The organism is Candidatus Cloacimonadota bacterium (assembly GCA_021734245.1).
Classification (GTDB): Bacteria; Cloacimonadota; Cloacimonadia; order Cloacimonadales; family TCS61; genus B137-G9.
Genome location: JAIPJH010000024.1, coordinates 15,977 through 33,915 on the forward strand (window position 1 = coordinate 15,977; position 17,939 = coordinate 33,915).

Consider the following 17,939-nt stretch of genomic DNA (forward strand, 5'->3'; position numbering starts at 1 on the left):
TAAAGTAGAGGTGATGATTTGATCACCTCTACTTGTATTCAATGAAAAAAAAGGAAATGGCTATGCACAAGAAAATGTTTTTTGCCGTCGCATTGGGAATTTTGAGTATTGTATTTTCTTCCTGCTCAATAAAATATGTCCCCATCCAATCTGCAGATATTTCCATTACAGACGATTTTGCCGTCCTGAAAAAAAAGGACATTACTTTTGCTGTCGAAAACAAATACTGGATCAAAGATCCACAGAATTTGACCGATTATTTCACAACTTTTTTTGTCTCGATCAAGAATAATACTGATCGAAGAATTGAGATTAATGAAGCAGATATCGTACTTCTGGATGAATATGAAAACCAATATGATGTAGTTTCATTAGATTATATCGAAAATCTACTTCTGCCGAAACAGATAGAATTTTTGTACATCGATACCATAGAACAAACGGATGGTGAAGATTCCGATAGACTGCAAATGCTGGAAAAACAGAAAGATACATTAGAAAAGTGGCGAGAATCAAAGAAGAACCTGATCACTTATTCTCTGCATTTTGGCACTCTTCATCCAGGAGCTCAAAAATCAGGATTCATTTTCTTTCCAAAATTATCATCCAAAAATAATAAATGTAAGATCATTTTTAGAGACAACACGATTGAATTTATACGTCAGGATGTTAAAAAGAAGCAGGAAAAATAGTGTTCGTGGTTGGACTAAACTTGTCCCGAACTTAGCGTAGGGATCACCATGACACATTTTATTAACAGTACAAACTTAGTGTCATCCTGAGCGGAGTCGAAGGATGCAAAGCATAAGATGAACACAAAAGCAACTAAAAAATCATCAGTAGCCAAAGTCGGTGTGATTACCGGCGGAACAGCCTTTGTGCTTACGGTTTTCTTGGGAATCACTGCCAATTCTCTGGCTTTGTGGGCAGATTGCGCAGCTACTTTTCTGGATTTTATGGCAGTTTTCATTGCCTGGCAGGGTTTTAAAAAAGTAGAAACTCAATCAACCGAAAAATTCAATTACGGCTACGGCAAATTTGAGAGCTTCTCCAGTTTGGGAATGTCAATTTTAATGATTATCTCATTTGTCTGCATCATGATAATTGCTCTTATTCGTTTCAGCAATCCAGTTGCAGTTACTGGAATGGGAGTTGTCATTGGTATGGGAGCTCACACGATTTTTGGCGTGATAAATGGAAGTCTGTTTTTCAAAAGTATTCAACTTGATAAGCAGGATAAATCTTCTCTCAGTTCTGCTCAACGCAGGATGTATCTTGTAAAGTTCAGTGCCAATATTTTAATGGTGGCAACTTTGATCTTATCTTATTTCCTGCATCAATATAAATGGGCAATGTATGCAGATCCTGTTACTGCCACAATTATTGCTTTGATGATACTTTCCAATGCTACAAAAATCTTCAAACATTCCAGTCGCGATCTTTTAGATTATGCTCTGGAAGAACAGTCACAACTACTTATTTTACGTTCACTGGCAAACCATTTTGATCGTTATGAAAATATCAAAGACATCAGAACACGTGCTTCCGGTGGAAAGATCTACGTGGAAATATTCCTGGAATTTGATGGTAATCTGAAACATTCTGAAGTCATGGAAACGGTCAATTCCATGCAGAATGAAATCACAGAATTACTTAATTGTGATGAGGTGCTGATAATACCAGTTTAAACTTCCCAATGTGCAAAGCTCTTCGGAATGTTTAAATTGCTAATTTCAAAATTTAAAAAAATTTTGAACAAGAAATAGAAATGTAAGATATAAAATTGCTACAAAATCTCATTTCTCATCTCTCATCTCTCATTTCTCATTTCTCATTTCTCATCTCTTAAATCCCCAAATCAATAAACATCAACATTCGGAAGAGCTACGCACATTCCGAAGTTGATGTTTGCAAACAGGATGTTTGCCTTACTTGACAAAATAAGCTTCACATTAAATCTCGCATTCTTAATAAATTATAAAAATATAAGAGGATAAAATGCTGGATTTTATAGGAAGTAAAAAACGAACGAACTACGCTGGCAGACTTACAGAAAAAGAAGTTGGCAAAACTGTAACTTTGATGGGCTGGGTGCACCGCCGCCGCGATCTGGGTGGACTTATTTTTATCGATCTGCGAGATATTACTGGAATCGTACAAGTTGTATTTCGGCCAGAAGATGGGGAGCTGCACAAGAAAGCTGGCAGATTGCGAAATGAATACGTATTTGCTGTTACTGGAGAGGTTTGCGCTCGCGATGAAGGAAATATAAATAAGAAAATGGCAACCGGCAGCATCGAGGTAGCAGCTGAAAATTTACTGCTTCTCAACGATTCTGAGCCGCTTCCTGTTCAGATCAATGAAAATATACTGGCGGAAGAAGATTTACGCTTAAAATACCGTTATTTGGACTTGAGAAGAGAAAAACTTCGTCGTATCATGTTGCTACGTCACGAGATCGTTTTTGCTATTCGTGAATTTCTGGTGCAGCATGATTTCTATGAAATTGAAACTCCGATCCTGATGAAAAGCACTCCGGAAGGGGCACGAGATTATCTTGTTCCCAGCCGTATTCATCATGGCAAATTTTTTGCATTACCGCAGTCTCCGCAAATCTATAAACAGCTTCTGATGATAGCAGGTTACGATCGTTATTTCCAGATCGCACGCTGTTTCCGAGATGAAGATTTGCGTGCCGACAGACAACCGGAATTCACTCAGCTTGACCTGGAAATGAGCTTTGTAACTCAGGATGAAATCTTCGATTTGAATGAAAAATTATTCAAATATATTTTCCGGAAAGCTATTGGGGTGGAATTGGAAACACCATTCCCACGTCTTACCTACAAAGAAGCAATGAACCGCTTCGGCATCGATAAACCGGATTTACGTTTCGGCATGGAACTTATAGATATTTCTGAAATTGTACAAGCATCGGAATTCAAAGTTTTTTCTGGTGCATTGCAAAGTGGTGGAAGCGTTCGCTGTGTAGTTGCACCTGGTTGTGCTGGTTATTCGCGAAAGCAGATCGACGGACTTACAGAAATTGCCAAACATCTCGGTGGGAGAGGATTAGCTTACTGCAAAGTGGAAGAAGGCAGTTTAAATGCCGGAATTTCAAAGTTTTTATGCGAAGAGGAAGTAAGAGAGATCCTGAAGAAAACTGAGGCAAAAGATGGTGATCTGATCCTGTTTGCTGCGGATTCCAACAAAATTGTCTTCAAGGTTCTGGCAGAAATAAGAAATCATTTTGGACGTGAATTGAATTTGTATGATAAAAACGATTTCAATTTTGTCTGGATCACAGATTTCCCGCTTTTTGAGTATGATGATCAAACTCAAAAATGGGAAACAGCGCATCACATGTTCACTTTGCCAAAAGAAGAACACGTGAAATATTTTGAAAATGAAGCAGACTGGGATAAGATCGAAGGGCAGCTTTACGACCTGGTTTGCAACGGCATGGAACTTTCGTCCGGCAGTATTCGTTGTCACCGTTTAGACATTCAGAAGAAGATATTCGATGTATTGGGATTCAGCGAAGCAGAACTGGAAGAAAAATTCGGTTTTTTCCTGAATGCACTTAGATATGGAACTCCTCCACACGGTGGAATTGCTCCTGGAATCGACAGAATGGTGATGATAATGAGTGGAGCCGATTCGATTCGTGATGTTATCGCCTTCCCGAAAACTCTGCAAGCTTCAGATCTGATGAGCGAATCCCCTGCGGAAGTAAGTCAGCAGCAGCTGGAAGAGCTGGCGCTGAAGATCGTGAAAACACAGAGAAGCAGAGACACAGAGGGCACAAAATAAAATCATGTATTGTATCCTGAGCCCTTTGTCAAGCTTGGTCGAAGAATGAAGCAATAATGAAAAAAATTAGTCATCTTGAGGAAACTTTTAACCTGACTTTCGACTGTGTCCGCCGAAGCTTGGTGAAGACGTGAGAACAACGGCATCACACACCCCGTCAACTTCGTTGCCACCCCTCTCAAGAGGGGAATTGTATTAATATAACGATGATAAATTTTATGAAAACCATCGCTGCCATCACGTTCGGCTGCAAAGTGAATCAATACGAAACTTCCTGCATATTGGATGAATTCGCACAGCATGGATATAAAATTGTCGATTTTAACAAACCCGCAGATATTTATATAATCAATTCCTGCACTGTTACCAATCGTACAGATTACAAAAGCCGTAATGCTCTACGAAAAGCATTGCAACAAAAAGAAATCAATCCTGGAACAAAAGTGGTCATAACAGGTTGTTATTCTCAAAGAAATAGTGATGAAATTCTGAAGATCGGTGATGTAGACCTGATTGTGGATAACAACGAGAAAAGTAAAATTTATGAGTTGATAGAATACGATAAAAACCTTCCAGGTTTCGGAAACCTGGAAAGGTTGAATATTTTCGACGAACTATCCACCACGCAAATGATCGATCATTCCCGTGCTTTTATCAAAGTTCAGGATGGCTGCGATTATTATTGTGCATATTGTGCGGTAGCTTATGCACGCGGACCTTCCCGCAGTCGAGATAAAGATAAGGTTATAGATCAGATTACAATCCTAACTGAAAAAGGTTATCGCGAATTCGTTCTGGGTGGCATTAATCTGGGACTTTTCGGACATGAAAAAAATGATAATTATTTTCTGGCTGATCTGCTAAAAGACATCGAAAAAATCAATAAAGTCAAATTGATCCGACTCAGTTCACTGGAACCACAACTTTTCAGTGATGATCTGCTGAATTATTTTAAAGAAAGCAAAAAGATCTGTCCGCATTTTCATATTCCACTGCAGGTTGGCTGCGATGAACTTCTTCAGAAAATGGGCCGAAAATATACAACAGCAGAATTTCTCCAAACGATCCACAAACTCAAACAAATTTTCCCAAACTGTGCAATCGGAATCGATGTGATAGCTGGTTTGCCGGGAGAAACCGATGAACTCTTCCAGAAAACTTATGATTATCTGAAATCTTTGGATTTTACCTATCTTCATGTTTTTTCATATTCGCGCCGTCCGGGAACACGAGCTGCAGAAATGAAAGAGCAAGTAAATGGTAAGTTCATCAATAAACGAAGTAATATTTTAACGCAACTTTCCCAGCAGAAAACAGAAAATTACATATCAAAAAGCCTGAATTCCAAAACAGAACTTCGTGGAGTTATCGAACAGAAAAAAGATGGTTTTTGGACAGCCCTTTCCGATCATTTCATCAGGATATATATCTCTTCAGAAAAAGATTTGGAAAAAAAGTATTTACACTTTATTCCCATAAAGAAAAGATTAAATGGAATTGAAGTAGAGAGGATAAACGTGAAAGCAGAAAGTGAAAAAAATTAATAGGAATTTTTGTGATAAAAATTATTGACCTAACAATAAATTTTGGGCAGCACATTGTTCTGCAAAGCATAAATCTGCAGATTCAGAAGAATATGATCACAACCATCGTTGGAGAAAGCGGTTGTGGTAAAAGCGTGCTGATGAAAGCAATTGAAGGTCTTATCGTTCCGACTTCCGGATCGATCGAGATAGATGGTGAGAAATTATTGGATCAGAATCGAGATGGAGTGAAGCGAATTCGTAAGAAAATGGCGATGCTTTTTCAAGGATCTGCCTTATTGGATTCATTAGATGTTTTTCAAAATGTAGCTCTTCCACTAAAAGAACATACACAAACCAGTGATGATGAGATTTTTGAGATCGTTGAGGAAAAACTGAACCTGGTGGGACTGGAAAATGTAATGCACAAAATGCCTTCCGAACTCAGCGGAGGAATGAAAAAGAGAGTTGCTTTGGCCAGAGCAATAATTTTGCAACCAGATTATATAATTTATGATGAACCGACTACAGGATTAGATCCAATTATTGCTTCAGAAATTACTTCTCTAATAATGAAACTTCACAATAATTATAATATTACATCTATCGTCATCACTCACGATCTGGATTGCATAAAAAACTTGAAAAGCAATATTGCCATGATCAATGATAAAAAGATCATTTTTAATGGTTCATTCCAGGAATTTATGAATTCCAAAAATGAACATGTACGTAAATTTTCAGGAAATTAGAGGAATTATGAAATTCTATAAAAATAAAAAAGCCAACGATTTCAAAGTAGGTCTGTTCACATTGATTGGATTAGCTATTTTGGTTCTGTGCTACATCTGGTTCATGGAGATTTTGGAAAATCGAAATTATTCACACTTGAAAGTTGCCTTTGATAATGCCGGAAATACTGAAATTGGAAGTCCGGTAACCATAAATGGTGTAAAAAAAGGACGAGTAGAAGGAATAGAAGTTAAACAGGATGGCGTAATCCTGCTGCTTAAAGTTCAACTTGATTTTACTCTTTTGGAAGGAACGGAATTCTATATTTTAGAATCAAGTTTAATGGGTGATATTCAGATAGAAATAGTTCCGGGAAATCAGGCAGCTGAACTTGATCTGAATAATGTGCATTCCGGAAAAAGACAGATGGGGCTGACGCGTCTGGTTGCCAATCTGGGAGAGATAGTTGTAGGATTGCAATCCATTATGGAAAAAGTTTACGGAGAAGATAATCTGATCGAAGATTTTCAGGCAGTGATGGACACGACTAAAAATATCATGCACAAAGTAAGCGCTTCTTTCGATAAAAATTCATCTCAATTTGAACAATTGATTTCCAACGCAAATAATTTTTCTTCCAAGCTAAATAAGTTGATCGACGAAAATGGGGAAGATGTTTCCGATACAATCGGTAAAACATCACTTCTCATTTCCGAAATTGATAAAACGATGCAAAATATGCAGAAGATCACGGTTGATCTGCAGTCAATTAGCCAGAAAATGAGTAATGAAAACAGCAGTTTCAATCGTTTGATCAGCGAAGAAGAACTTTATAATAATTTGTTGAAAGCCACATCCCACATGGATTCTTTAATCCTCGATATCAAAAAAAATCCCAAGAAATACTTTGAGATCAAGGTCTTTTAAATTAGTATTTTAGCAAAAAGAGTTTTAGGATAGTTATAATGAAAAAAGTTGTGATCTATTTTCTGTTATGTCTCACGATCAGTTTAAATGCCTACAGTTTTGGTCAGAATAAAATACAAAGTGGTGATGCCGAGTGGAGCAAAATTGCTACTTTGCATTTTGATATATATTTTCAAAAGGGAGAAGATGATTTTGGAAAAGCAGCTGCTTTGATGGCAGAAGAAGCTTATTACAAGATAAAAGCTGATTTCAAATCTCCCATTCGCAGTAGAATTCCCATTATTTTCTATAAATCACGCCAGGATTTTGAAACCACGAATGTGATCTATTCGCTGCTTTCAGAAGGTGTTGGTGGTTTTACTGAATCTTCCAGAAATCGCGTAGCAGTGCCTTTTACAGGCAGTTACAAGGAATTGGAAGAAGTTCTTATCCATGAGTTGATGCATGCTTATGTGAATGGTTTGAACAGACAGAGAAACAGATTCATGAATCTTTCCGGATTACCTTTCTGGCTGCAGGAAGGATTGCCTGAATTTGAATCGATCCAAGGGGAAGATGTTTATAATAATATGTTCGTCATCGATCTTCTTATTAACGACGGAATTCCTTACCTGGATCAGGTCGGAGGATATTTTGCCTATCGTCTGGGTGAATCTTTTCTGGTGTTCATAAACGATGAATATGGCAGGGAAAAAGTTGTAGAGCTTTTCTTTGCCCTGCGTTATAACAGCACAGCAAATCTTGCTTTCAAAAAGGTTTTCGATCTGGAATTTCGGGAAATTCAAAAACGATGGAAAAACTATCTGCGTCGTAAATATTTTGCTGATTTCGAAAAATTCAATATTCCATACGAAGTTTTCACAAAGCTTACCGATCATGAAAAAGATGGTTCCTACATGAATTATGCACCGGTATTTTCTCCCGATGGAATGCATTATCTGTATTTTTCCAATAAAAATATTCGCAACGAAATCTGGATGGGATCATCCCTTAAATTGAAAGAAAAAGAATTGATCGTGAAAGGTGAAGCAAACGGAAAGTATGAAGAGTTTCACTTCCAAAAAAATAATATCAGCTGGTTTCCGGAAGGTAATAGATTTGCTTTTGTAGCTAAAACTTCATATGGTGATAAAATCTATGTAATGGATGCTTTTTCCCAAGAAATAGCTTATGAAATTTTACTGGAAGATTTCAATTCCATTTTCGAGATAGATGTTTCGAACGACGGGAAAAAAATCGCTTTTTGCGGTCAGAAAAATGACAAATCTGATGTTTTTGTTTATGATCTGATTTCGGAAGAGATCACCCAGATTACCAACGACCATTATCATGACTTCCAGCCAAGTTGGAGCCCGAATGATGATAAAATAGCTTTCACTTCGGAAAGAACTTTCAATTCTGAAGATAAGAACGTTTTCTATGTTCTCAGCCGAGATATTTTTTATTATGATATCAATGAAGATGCATTTTATCAAGTAACGGACGATACAACGGACAACGATACTCCATTCTGGAATAAAGATGGTGATCAAATCCTATTCATTTCGGATGGCAGAATGTCGACAAACTATCATACGATAGATTTAAATAACGGTAAAAGAGCTCAAGTTACAAAAATTCTGGGTGGAGTTTTTACGGGAGATCTTAATCAGGATGATTCTGAATTGATATTTTCCTGCTATTACGATGGTGGCTGGGATATTTACACCAAAGCAAATCCCCTGGACAGTTTAAGCTTTGAAGAATATCAAATTCCGCAAAAAGTCAAATTTATTGATGATCTTTTTGAAAAAATAGATATCAGCGATTATGAATATTATGGAAAGCGCAAAAGAGACTTCCAGAAAGAAGCTCCAAGTTTTAACAAAAAAGTAACTGCTGTTTCTTTTGAAGACTTTGCTAAAGAAGACAGCTTACGCCAGATTCACAATGAAGAAATTGATAAACGACCTACTGAGAAGAAAATACCCGTGATATCAGATTACAAAACGAAATTTGCTTTGGATTACGTTTGGGGTGGAATGGCTTATTCACCTTCTGGAGGAACTTACGCTCAACTTCAGATGGGACTTTCCGATCTGATGGGAAATCACTCTCTCAATTTCAATTTGGGAATCAGTGGAACTTTCGATACATCCGATTTTATCTTCAATTATCTTTACTTAGCAAAACGTATCGATTATGGTTTTGGTGCTTTTATGCTGAACGATGAATACTATTATATTACCAATTTCTATGGCACGAATGATTATTTCAGAGAAAGAATTCGGCAAATGGGATTATATGGAATTATTCGTTATCCCTTCAATAAATTCTGGCGAATAGATTGGGAAAATCTGATTTCCACTACGACTACAATTCGTGATTGGTGGACAGGATCAAGTTGGGAGAAAGAATATTTACCTGCTGCTTTTGCAGATTATTTTGGTTTGGAAGCTAGTGAAACAGAAACAGTTTATGCACCGCAACTTACTCTGGTGCACGATAATTCTATTTTTGGTTCTACCGGACCGATCAGCGGTTGGCGAGGAGCTCTTCTGGCAAATCGCAGTTTTTCTACGCAAGACAGCTATTCCATACTATTTGGCGACTTACGTTCCTACAATTTCTTTGCCAAACGTTATTCTGTAGCTCTTAGAGCTGCCGGTGGTTCTATTATTGGTGACACAGATTCACGCTTCGATATGGATTATTTCAATGGAGTTCGCGGTTTTGAATATGATGAAGATGAAGATTTGCTGGGTAAAAATAAAGTGGTCGGCAGTTTTGAATTGCGTTTTCCCTTTATCGATCGTTTAAATTTTGCTTTTCCGTTGCCGCTTTATCTCTATCAAATTCGCGGCAGTGCCTTTTTGGATCTGGGAGCAATCTGGACTGATGATCTGCGTTTAACAGAAGCTGGTTCATTGGAAGATCTGATGGCGGGAATTGGTTTCGGGCCCCGCCTGAATATGGGATATTTTGTTCTGAAATTTGATATTGCCTGGCAGACCGATCTGGAAAGTTTCAGTAAACCCAGTTACTATTTCACTCTAACTCCGGATTTTTAAGAAGGATTCTTAACCCTTTTTGGACTTAACACCTGAAATGCTTCCCGGCAATCACTTTCTTTGCCGTCCCGTCGTGAACTTACATTATAGAAATTGATCACAATTTCAGGGAAGAAATCTTCCAGAACGGAGACTATTCCTTTGGCAAACGTACGACAATAAATTGCGCAAATATCTTCGTGACATTGTTCTGCAAGTTTTTCAGCTTCAATCGTTAAGCAATTCTTGCAGAATTTAGTTTCCAGGAAAACTGTATTTCCTTCTGCCCAGATATCCGGCATATTTCCACCTCGATCTGCAAAATAGCCCTGTAGAAATTCACGAACTCCTTCCACCGGATTTTGTCGGAAAGCTTCAATGTCAAATTTTCCTGCTTTTGTGAGTTTGGTCAATCTTTCCATTCCCACAGCAAAACCGGAATAGGAGTTATTCTTTTGAATTGCTCGAAAGGCAATGTTACCAAACTTTTTGTGCAGAAGTGCAAAATCATTTAGTTCTTCTATGCGAGTTTGAAGACTGAGATTATTGATTCCTTTATCATTCATTTATAACTCCTTGCTGGGTGGAAAAGTTATCATGGCGTAACGTCTGCTGCCATCTGACTCGCAGGATGGGCGAGGTTGGGAGTGAGAATTGATGTTAGTTTCGTCATAATAGTTTGTTTGCACAATTTGTACTATAACTTCGGATTTGGTTACGGTTTTCATCTATTTACTATCAGGCTGGCGGTACACCGTACCAGTTATAAAAGTAAACAATCTTACCTGCTGTGTTCCACTTGATGTGCAGAGCGTTCTGCATGGTAGCAGAAGCGGTTTTCACCCGCACGATCAGTGCAGCCGAGTTGGCTTCAATATCGATAATTCTGTCAGTATATTGTACTGTCATCTCTTCTGCCTGAGCAAAGAATGTATCGTAGATTTTTTTGATTCCGACTCGATCGGTTTCCCGTTTGGAATTCCAAGGATTATCGGGATCCGTTCCCAAGCCGTGCACAATGTGATCGATCTGTGGAGCAAACAACTGTGAAACCGCTTCGCTGTTGTGTTCTCTGACTGCTGTGGCGTAGGCTTCAATGCGGTTATTGATTTGATTTCGTGTCATTGTATCATTCTCCTTTGCAATCTGTTATTTGACATGCCTGATGGTTTGAAGAATCTTTCACGCTTCGTTCATTTACGAAACAGGAGTTTCGCTTTCAATTGTGTTCCAAACCAGTCTTCGTCCCGAGAAATCGAGACTACGAACTGGCAGGCAGGTTTAGAAACAAGAAAAAGTTTCGTTTCTGTTCTGTATTTCAAAGTGGAATTTGGGAACGAGAGAGAGAACATTTGATAATTTTCTGTTAACTGATTTTCCCGCAGCACTTTTTATACTTTTTTCCACTGCCACAAGGACAAGGTTCATTCCTGCCAATTTTTTTCTCTCTTCTAACAGGTTTGAAAGTAACATTCAGGTCTTCATCTAATTTTGAATTCTGTTGAATAGGATAGATTTCCTTTGTATCGTCATCATCAATAAACGATTTATCGGAAAAACTGAGGAAATTATATAAGCTTTTACGTCGAGGTTCTTCCAAACCGCCTTCAACAATATAAGATGATAACTTTCCTATTTTTGCAATCTCTTCTGAGAAAATGTTGTTAAAATCTGAGAAACTATCTCCCTTATAAAACAAGCTTTTTCTGAATATTTTGGTTTCTTCCTGGAATTCGGTTACTGAAATGCAATCCGGTTTTAGCCAGTCATGAACGAAATCAGAAGCCCATAACTTATCTGTATATTGACCTATTACCTTCCCTTTTATTTTCAATGAGATCTCAAGGAATTTTTTGAAAGCAGATTGGGAAATAATATGATACTTATATAAAAACTCATAAAGATATACACTACCCCAAATAATGAAAATCAATTCGGAATTATTTTCCAGAAAATAATTTGAAGAGATTTGTATAAGATATTGTTCAAACAATTTCGCTCTGATATTAAAAAATCCGTTGGTAATTTTCTTGGAATTATTTTTTTTTATCAGAAACGTTAGCATTCCATCCCAAATTATACCACTTTGGTAAAAGGGGAAATTCTTATCATACATAAAACGAAGGAAATATCCGTGTAGGATTATGAGAAAATTATCCCTGCTGTTTTTTTTGCATAACTCGCTTAAATTTACATTCTCTATTGGCTTTCCAAATAAACTCTTAGCAAGTGAAGTGTAAAAATAATCTTTTAATTCAAAATCATATTTCGCGATTTTTTGGTTGAAACTTTTCACATCAAAGCCGGATGTGTTTGTTTTATAAAAATCTTCCAAGATCATGAAATATTTGCATTTCGCTATATCGTATTCTGCTCCGCCGATCAATTCATATGATTCGGCAATTTCTGCGAAGTTTTGTAAAATGGCTTTATCTAACAACTCGGTATATTGGTAATAGATTAACTTTTTAAAAGTATGCAGATAGTAATCGAAGCATTGGATAGGATGCTTGATAAAATTGGAAAAGGCATGTTTCACTTTTATTTTATCATGTTGAAAGCAATAATAATTCACTAAAGGTTCGTCAATATATTGAAAGCATTGTAAATATAATTTTGACTGTTGCTTTGCAATGATTTCAGCAAATTTGATAGCGTTATCAAAGTTCTTTGCTTCCGTCTGGGAATCAAATATCTCCATTATTACTTCAATGATATCATAATCTCGCACAAATTTTTTAGGTAATTTCTTGGAAAAGAATGCGCACGCTATGTCGAAAATTTCCAGTTTGTCATCGTTTATATAATGATTCCAAAATTCTTTTGTTGTCATTTCTACCTTTTTTCTATTTAATTTTTAAGATCAATATCTGAGTTACATCAGCTTCTCAATCGTTTCCTTACAAATCTGCTCTGACTTTTCTGCTGTTTCACTTTCCACGTAAACTCGAATAATCGGTTCCGTACCGCTTTTACGGATGTGGATCCAGAATTTTTCTCCCAGCACTTTGATGCCGTCGGTTGTATCCAAAGTATAATCGGCAAAAATCTCAGGTACTTTTGCCATGATATTGTCCAGTTCTGCCGGATCGACTTTGATCTTGTTTTTGGCGAAATAGTAATGCGGAATTTCTGCTGCTAATTTACTGATCGGTTCATTACGCTCTGCCAGGTAACCTAAAATTATAGCCATACCAGCCGGAGCATCACGAGTGTAATGTACTTCCGGGCAAATGATACCACCGTTTCCTTCTCCACCAACAGGACTTTGCAGTTCTTTCATTTTCTTACCAACGTTTATTTCTCCGACTTTGGTGCGATGTACCTGCACGCCAAATTCTGCCGCCACATCTTCTGAAGCCATGGATGAAGAAAGGTTGATAACGATATCACCTTTCACTTTGGAAAGGATGAATTTTTCTGCCAGCAGCAAACTGAATTCTTCTCCAATGCATTTTCCCGTTTCATCCACTACGGAAAGACGATCAACATCGGGATCGGTGGCAAAGCCGAGATCGGCTTTATGTTCTGCGACAGCTTTTTCCAAATCGCCCAAATTTTTATTCAAAGGTTCAGGAATATGAGCAAAGATGCCTGTCGGTTCGCAATTCAATTCAATGACTTCGCAACCAAGTGCTCGCAGTAAATCCGGTGCGATCATGCCGCCGGCGCCATTCACGCAGTCCAAGACTACTTTAAATTTCTTTGCTTTGATCTTTTCTACATCCAAATACGGAATCTGCAGGATTTTTTCAATATGACGTTTGCTGCCATCGGGATCGGAAGATAATTTTCCGATGCGATCCCAACCTACATAATCAACTGGTTTATCCAGCGAATTGATAAAAGTATCGGCATTTTCGGGAAACAGGAACATGCCATTGGCTCCCACGAATTTCATGGCATTCCACTCTGCCGGATTGTGTGAAGCCGTGATGGAAATTCCACCGGAAGCATCACTTTCTTCCACCGCTAAAAGTACAGTTGGTGTTGAGACAATTCCCAGATCTACTACATCGCAGCCAACGGACATCAGACCAGCTGTAACCGCGTTGAACATAGCTTGCCCTGTTACGCGGGAATCACGTCCCACAATTATTTTACCACGTTCTGAAAAAATCCCAAAATGTGCGGCATACTTCAGGGCGATCTCTGGTGTGAGTGATTCTCCGAAAATCCCTCGCACACCGGATACGCTTACCATTAATTTGCTCATATTTTATCTCTCCTAATTATTTTCAATTCTTTTGCTGGTTCAATTGTCTCGTATGAACCAAGTGTTTTGTCAAATCGTTCTCGATTTGAACTCAAACATTTAACGAAACTGGAGTTTCGTTTCTAATTGCTTTCCCAAACCAGTCTTCGTCCCGAGAAATCGAAACTACGAACAGGCAGGCAGGTTTAGGAACAAGAGTCCGTAACAGTTCGTCTTTGTTCTGTTCATTGTTAAATATCAATTTTCACATACTCTGTTTCCACTCTATATTTTTCTCTTTTCACCATCGAGAACTTCTCAATAATCTCTCTGTATCTGTCAAGCTGCTCTTCTTCGTAAATCGAACCGGTTTTAAAATCAATGATCTTGATCAATTTATTTTTTGTGTCAATCATCATACGATCTATACGGAATTCACGTTCTTCTGCATCAAAAATTGTGAATTCATTAAATACCTTATCCCAGATATTCTTATCGAAAAATTCTGAGTTTGAATTGATAAAGTTTTCAACTTTTTGAATAATTTCATCCAATTGGTTTTTTGGCAGCAAACTTCCAAATTTTGAAATTGTTTTACTTTTTGCAAGAGCCAGTTCATCTGCATCATCATACCTGATATGAGAAAGATACCCGTGCACAATATTTCCAATCAAAATAGAAATATTCTGCAGAAACTCGGTTTTAATTTTTTCCAGATTGGGAATATCTTTTTCCGCAACATTCTGCCAGTCATTAAATTTGAAAAAATCAGGTAGCTCAAGTTCTTCCGAACTGCGAATTTGAATATTTTTTTCATCCTTAGAAATCTCACCAACCTGTATCTGAAAGTTATTTTCTGATGTGTTCTGCAGAATTTCAGCAAATTCCTGGCAGATAGTTTTAGTAAGATTTTTCAAAACTGAATCTTCGTTTTTTACATCTTTGATCAGTTTTTCCAATCCTCCTTTTTTATCGAAATGAAGATAGAGAAAAAGATTGTTTTTTGCTCTGGTAAGAGCAACATAAATATTATTCAGTTCATCTCCCGTATCTCGATTTTCAACGTATTCCACCAGAACTTTTTTGGCTGACATCTTCACAATTTTATCATAATTCGCGGTAAAAGCGAAATCCTGCAAACTGCGGCAATCATCATTGAACTTGTAATACAAACTCAAACCTGAATTATTGCTGCCGCTTCTGCCCATCACATCAAAAACAGCAAAAACAGTTTCAAACTGCAATCCTTTCGATTTATGGATGGTCATAAGCTTGATCGAATCGCTGACAGACTGCCCAATTTGGGAATATTCTTCTTTTTCGGAAAGTGCATGGCAGTACTGCAGAAAACCGGAAATATCATTGGTATATTCGTGATTAGAGCGTTCAAATTCGGTAACGACTTCCAAAAATCTCTGCAGGTTTTTAAGTTCAATTTCAGTATTGAAAACACTGGAAAATCCAAAACTCTCTAAAATCTTTTTGATTATATTTAAAAGCGATTGCTGCTGATTTCTAAGATCATACAAATTTGAAAAACAGTGATGAAGATTGCATTCCAATAAAAAATCATCTATGTTTTCTGAATCATGGTAGATCCTGATGACTTCTTTTAATTCAGATGGTTTCATCAAGATCAGGTCAGATCGCAGGAATTTGATCAGTTCGTAAATATCTTCATAAACCATGAATTTCAAAACAAATAAGATCGTCTTAACAGCATGATGTGAGAACAGAGAACCAGAAGTTTCGAAAGTATAAGAAATACTGTTTTCATCCAGAATCGTAGCCATCTCGATCAATTCGGAATTCTTGCGCATCAAAATTGCCGTATCAGCAGGATTTATAGTTTCATCCTGTAAATTTGGCAACAAAATATTATCGACAAATTCCTGGTAGATTTCCGATTTTTCCAGTTTATTTCCATCAATATTTGAGTTTCTAAGATCAACTTGAACGTAACCGCCATCTTTCTTGTTACAATCGATTTCAGTGTAATCCCAGTCTGGTATAAAATTAAGGTGTGCAGAACCAAAAAGCCGATTCAGCCAGTTCATCAAGATCGGTTTACTGCGATAGGAAGTTGTTAATGAATCGTATTCTACAGGCTCATTCAGGATCTTTGCAAAATCGGTAAGCAGTTTTCGTTCTCCACCTCGCCAGCCGTAAATTGCCTGTTTTTCATCTCCAACAACAATTATGCCGCCGTAATCTTTCTGCCCGATTCCGCTGGAAATTTCTTTTAGCATGGGTTGGAAAATACTCCACTGCAAAATGCTGGTGTCCTGAAATTCGTCAATTAACACAAATCGTGTATTGAAAGAAAGCTGCTCGTAAAAAAGATTCAGAACGTTTTGTTTATCTACGACCGAGATCTGCGGATCGTACAAAAACCTGAACGTGTAATAGCTGATATCGGAATGTGTAAAAATGCGGTCGCGAAATTTGATCTCATCATATTTCTGTAGTATTTCTCCTGCCAGAGAAATTATCTTCCACTGTTCATCTAAAGCTTTTTCGTAATAGAAATAATCTGCAAGATTGCTTTGAACTTCAGCATAAAAATCTTTCAAATCAGGATTGCGTAATCTACCGCCATTCCAGATGTTTTTATCCAGAAGCAATTTAAAATGCTCGTTAATGTAAGATTCATTAGTCAAAATATCGAACAAGGTTGAAGCGAAATCTTTAACTTGCAACGAATTCCAGACGTTAGAGATCGATTCGATAAAATCTTTTTGCATAAGATCGCTGATCGCAACTGGTTTGTTATAATTTGTAATTTCAGTTTGTAAAAGCATTAAAAATGATCTCAAGTGTTCATCGTAATTTTTCCAAGAATTTACAGATTTTTCTTTAATTTTATTTTCATCAAAATCGGAAAGATCGATGAATTCAAACAGCCAGCGATTTTCAATGATATCGGTTATGAATTTGTGAAAGGTTTCCAGATTGCGCCTTTTAGCTTTCAAAAAAATATCCTGATAGATCTGCAGTTTATCTTCTTTTAAAATATATTCAAAAATTTCGGGAAGAATTTCGTCGTTGATTTTGTTGTCTATCTGGAATTCTATAACGTTATGAAATGGTGCAATGATCCCGCTGAAAATAGTATTAACAAAAGAATCTATCGTGCTGATGTGAACTGCGGATTTGTTGGTCAGCATGCTTTTGTAAGTTTTTTGCAGGAATGTCATTTCTTCCTGATCGAAGCGAAGTTCAGGATTGATGTGTAGCTGCATATTATTCATCAACTCCATGCCAATTTCAGTCTTTTCAACGATCTCTTTCAGCTGTTCAAAAATACGTTCACGAATTTCGGCTGTAGCTTTTTTGGTGAAGGTGATAACAAGGATTTCAACAAAATCAGTTCGATATTTTAGTAAAAGATTGATGAATTCCAACGAAAGTCGATAGGTTTTACCGGTTCCGGCGCTGGCGCGGATGAGAAGAGGATTCATTTAGGAAGACCTTTATCAATTATTCCTGATACATATCTGTTTTTCATTAATTTGAACCCCTCTCGGCTAAAGCCGTATCTCCCCTTGACAGGGGAGAGTTCTGAAAATCATTCTTCGACGAATATTGAGTCCCCTCTAAAAACTCGATTTTAGTTTAACCATTTCACAACCTTCAATTTTATTGACGCTCAACAAAAATGGATCGAAAAACCCAAATTTAACTCCGAAATGGGCAAAACAAGCTCTGAAAAACTTCTCT

12 protein-coding genes and 1 pseudogene are annotated in these 17,939 nt (G+C 37.3%); 7 read left to right on the forward strand and 6 right to left on the reverse strand.

Going from position 1 to position 17,939, the window contains the following annotated elements; translation table 11 throughout:
* Window positions 1-41: 41 nt before the first annotated feature.
* The 7 genes from K9N40_05520 (at window position 42) to K9N40_05550 (ending at window position 10,045) form a co-directional block, all read left to right on the forward strand.
* The gene (locus K9N40_05520) at window positions 42-692 is read left to right on the forward strand and encodes a hypothetical protein (GenBank protein MCF7813914.1); all 651 of its coding nucleotides are present in this window, start codon (window positions 42-44) and stop codon (window positions 690-692) included.
* 117 nt (window positions 693-809) lie between these two features.
* Window positions 810-1,688 carry a cation diffusion facilitator family transporter gene (locus tag K9N40_05525; GenBank protein MCF7813915.1) on the forward strand — a complete coding sequence of 293 codons (879 nt, stop codon included), beginning with the start codon at window positions 810-812 and terminating at the stop codon, window positions 1,686-1,688.
* A gap of 310 nt (window positions 1,689-1,998) precedes the next feature.
* On the forward strand, window positions 1,999-3,813 hold the full coding sequence (gene aspS, locus K9N40_05530; protein ID MCF7813916.1) for an aspartate--tRNA ligase: 1,815 nt from the start codon (window positions 1,999-2,001) through the stop codon (window positions 3,811-3,813).
* 206 nt (window positions 3,814-4,019) lie between these two features.
* Complete coding sequence (mtaB, locus tag K9N40_05535) at window positions 4,020-5,357, forward strand: tRNA (N(6)-L-threonylcarbamoyladenosine(37)-C(2))-methylthiotransferase MtaB (GenBank protein MCF7813917.1); 1,338 nt, start codon at window positions 4,020-4,022, stop codon at window positions 5,355-5,357.
* Window positions 5,358-5,449: 92 nt separating this feature from the next.
* Window positions 5,450-6,088, forward strand: coding sequence for an ATP-binding cassette domain-containing protein (locus K9N40_05540; GenBank protein MCF7813918.1), 639 nt, complete (start codon window positions 5,450-5,452; stop codon window positions 6,086-6,088).
* Window positions 6,089-6,095: 7 nt separating this feature from the next.
* The gene (locus tag K9N40_05545) at window positions 6,096-6,995 is read left to right on the forward strand and encodes an MlaD family protein (GenBank protein MCF7813919.1); all 900 of its coding nucleotides are present in this window, start codon (window positions 6,096-6,098) and stop codon (window positions 6,993-6,995) included.
* Between the two features lie 38 nt (window positions 6,996-7,033).
* Window positions 7,034-10,045 carry a hypothetical protein gene (locus tag K9N40_05550; GenBank protein MCF7813920.1) on the forward strand — a complete coding sequence of 1,004 codons (3,012 nt, stop codon included), beginning with the start codon at window positions 7,034-7,036 and terminating at the stop codon, window positions 10,043-10,045.
* Here K9N40_05550 and K9N40_05555 read toward each other — a convergent pair.
* The 6 genes and pseudogenes from K9N40_05555 to K9N40_05580 all read right to left on the reverse strand — a co-directional run bounded on the left by K9N40_05555 (window position 10,042) and on the right by K9N40_05580 (window position 17,680).
* Complete coding sequence (locus K9N40_05555; protein ID MCF7813921.1) at window positions 10,042-10,590, reverse strand: hypothetical protein; 549 nt, start codon at window positions 10,588-10,590, stop codon at window positions 10,042-10,044. The two genes, K9N40_05550 and K9N40_05555, sit on opposite strands and share 4 nt — an antisense overlap.
* Window positions 10,591-10,752, reverse strand: a complete 162-nt coding sequence (locus tag K9N40_05560; GenBank protein ID MCF7813922.1) for a hypothetical protein — start codon at window positions 10,750-10,752, stop codon at window positions 10,591-10,593. It lies immediately after the preceding gene.
* Window positions 10,753-10,762: 10 nt separating this feature from the next.
* On the reverse strand, window positions 10,763-11,149 hold the full coding sequence (locus K9N40_05565) for a nuclear transport factor 2 family protein (protein MCF7813923.1): 387 nt from the start codon (window positions 11,147-11,149) through the stop codon (window positions 10,763-10,765).
* A 241-nt stretch (window positions 11,150-11,390) separates the two neighbouring features.
* Window positions 11,391-11,483, reverse strand: a pseudogene (locus K9N40_05570) (SEC-C domain-containing protein).
* A gap of 1,416 nt (window positions 11,484-12,899) precedes the next feature.
* Window positions 12,900-14,240, reverse strand: coding sequence for a phosphoglucosamine mutase (gene glmM, locus K9N40_05575; protein MCF7813924.1), 1,341 nt, complete (start codon window positions 14,238-14,240; stop codon window positions 12,900-12,902).
* A gap of 230 nt (window positions 14,241-14,470) precedes the next feature.
* Complete coding sequence (locus K9N40_05580; GenBank protein ID MCF7813925.1) at window positions 14,471-17,680, reverse strand: UvrD-helicase domain-containing protein; 3,210 nt, start codon at window positions 17,678-17,680, stop codon at window positions 14,471-14,473.
* Between the last annotated feature and the right edge of the window lie 259 nt (window positions 17,681-17,939).

What these genes read in the sequence shown, in the direction of transcription:
- K9N40_05520 (MCF7813914.1), top strand. Translation starts at nt 42, where the DNA reads ATGAAAAAAAAGGAAATGGCTATGCACAAGAAAATGTTTTTTGCCGTC.
- K9N40_05525 (MCF7813915.1), top strand. Translation starts at nt 810, where the DNA reads ATGAACACAAAAGCAACTAAAAAATCATCAGTAGCCAAAGTCGGTGTG.
- aspS (MCF7813916.1), top strand. Translation starts at nt 1,999, where the DNA reads ATGCTGGATTTTATAGGAAGTAAAAAACGAACGAACTACGCTGGCAGA.
- mtaB (MCF7813917.1), top strand. Translation starts at nt 4,020, where the DNA reads ATGATAAATTTTATGAAAACCATCGCTGCCATCACGTTCGGCTGCAAA.
- K9N40_05540 (MCF7813918.1), top strand. Translation starts at nt 5,450, where the DNA reads ATGATCACAACCATCGTTGGAGAAAGCGGTTGTGGTAAAAGCGTGCTG.
- K9N40_05545 (MCF7813919.1), top strand. Translation starts at nt 6,096, where the DNA reads ATGAAATTCTATAAAAATAAAAAAGCCAACGATTTCAAAGTAGGTCTG.
- K9N40_05550 (MCF7813920.1), top strand. Translation starts at nt 7,034, where the DNA reads ATGAAAAAAGTTGTGATCTATTTTCTGTTATGTCTCACGATCAGTTTA.
- K9N40_05555 (MCF7813921.1), bottom strand. Translation starts at nt 10,590, where the DNA reads ATGAATGATAAAGGAATCAATAATCTCAGTCTTCAAACTCGCATAGAA.
- K9N40_05560 (MCF7813922.1), bottom strand. Translation starts at nt 10,752, where the DNA reads ATGAAAACCGTAACCAAATCCGAAGTTATAGTACAAATTGTGCAAACA.
- K9N40_05565 (MCF7813923.1), bottom strand. Translation starts at nt 11,149, where the DNA reads ATGACACGAAATCAAATCAATAACCGCATTGAAGCCTACGCCACAGCA.
- glmM (MCF7813924.1), bottom strand. Translation starts at nt 14,240, where the DNA reads ATGAGCAAATTAATGGTAAGCGTATCCGGTGTGCGAGGGATTTTCGGA.
- K9N40_05580 (MCF7813925.1), bottom strand. Translation starts at nt 17,680, where the DNA reads ATGAATCCTCTTCTCATCCGCGCCAGCGCCGGAACCGGTAAAACCTAT.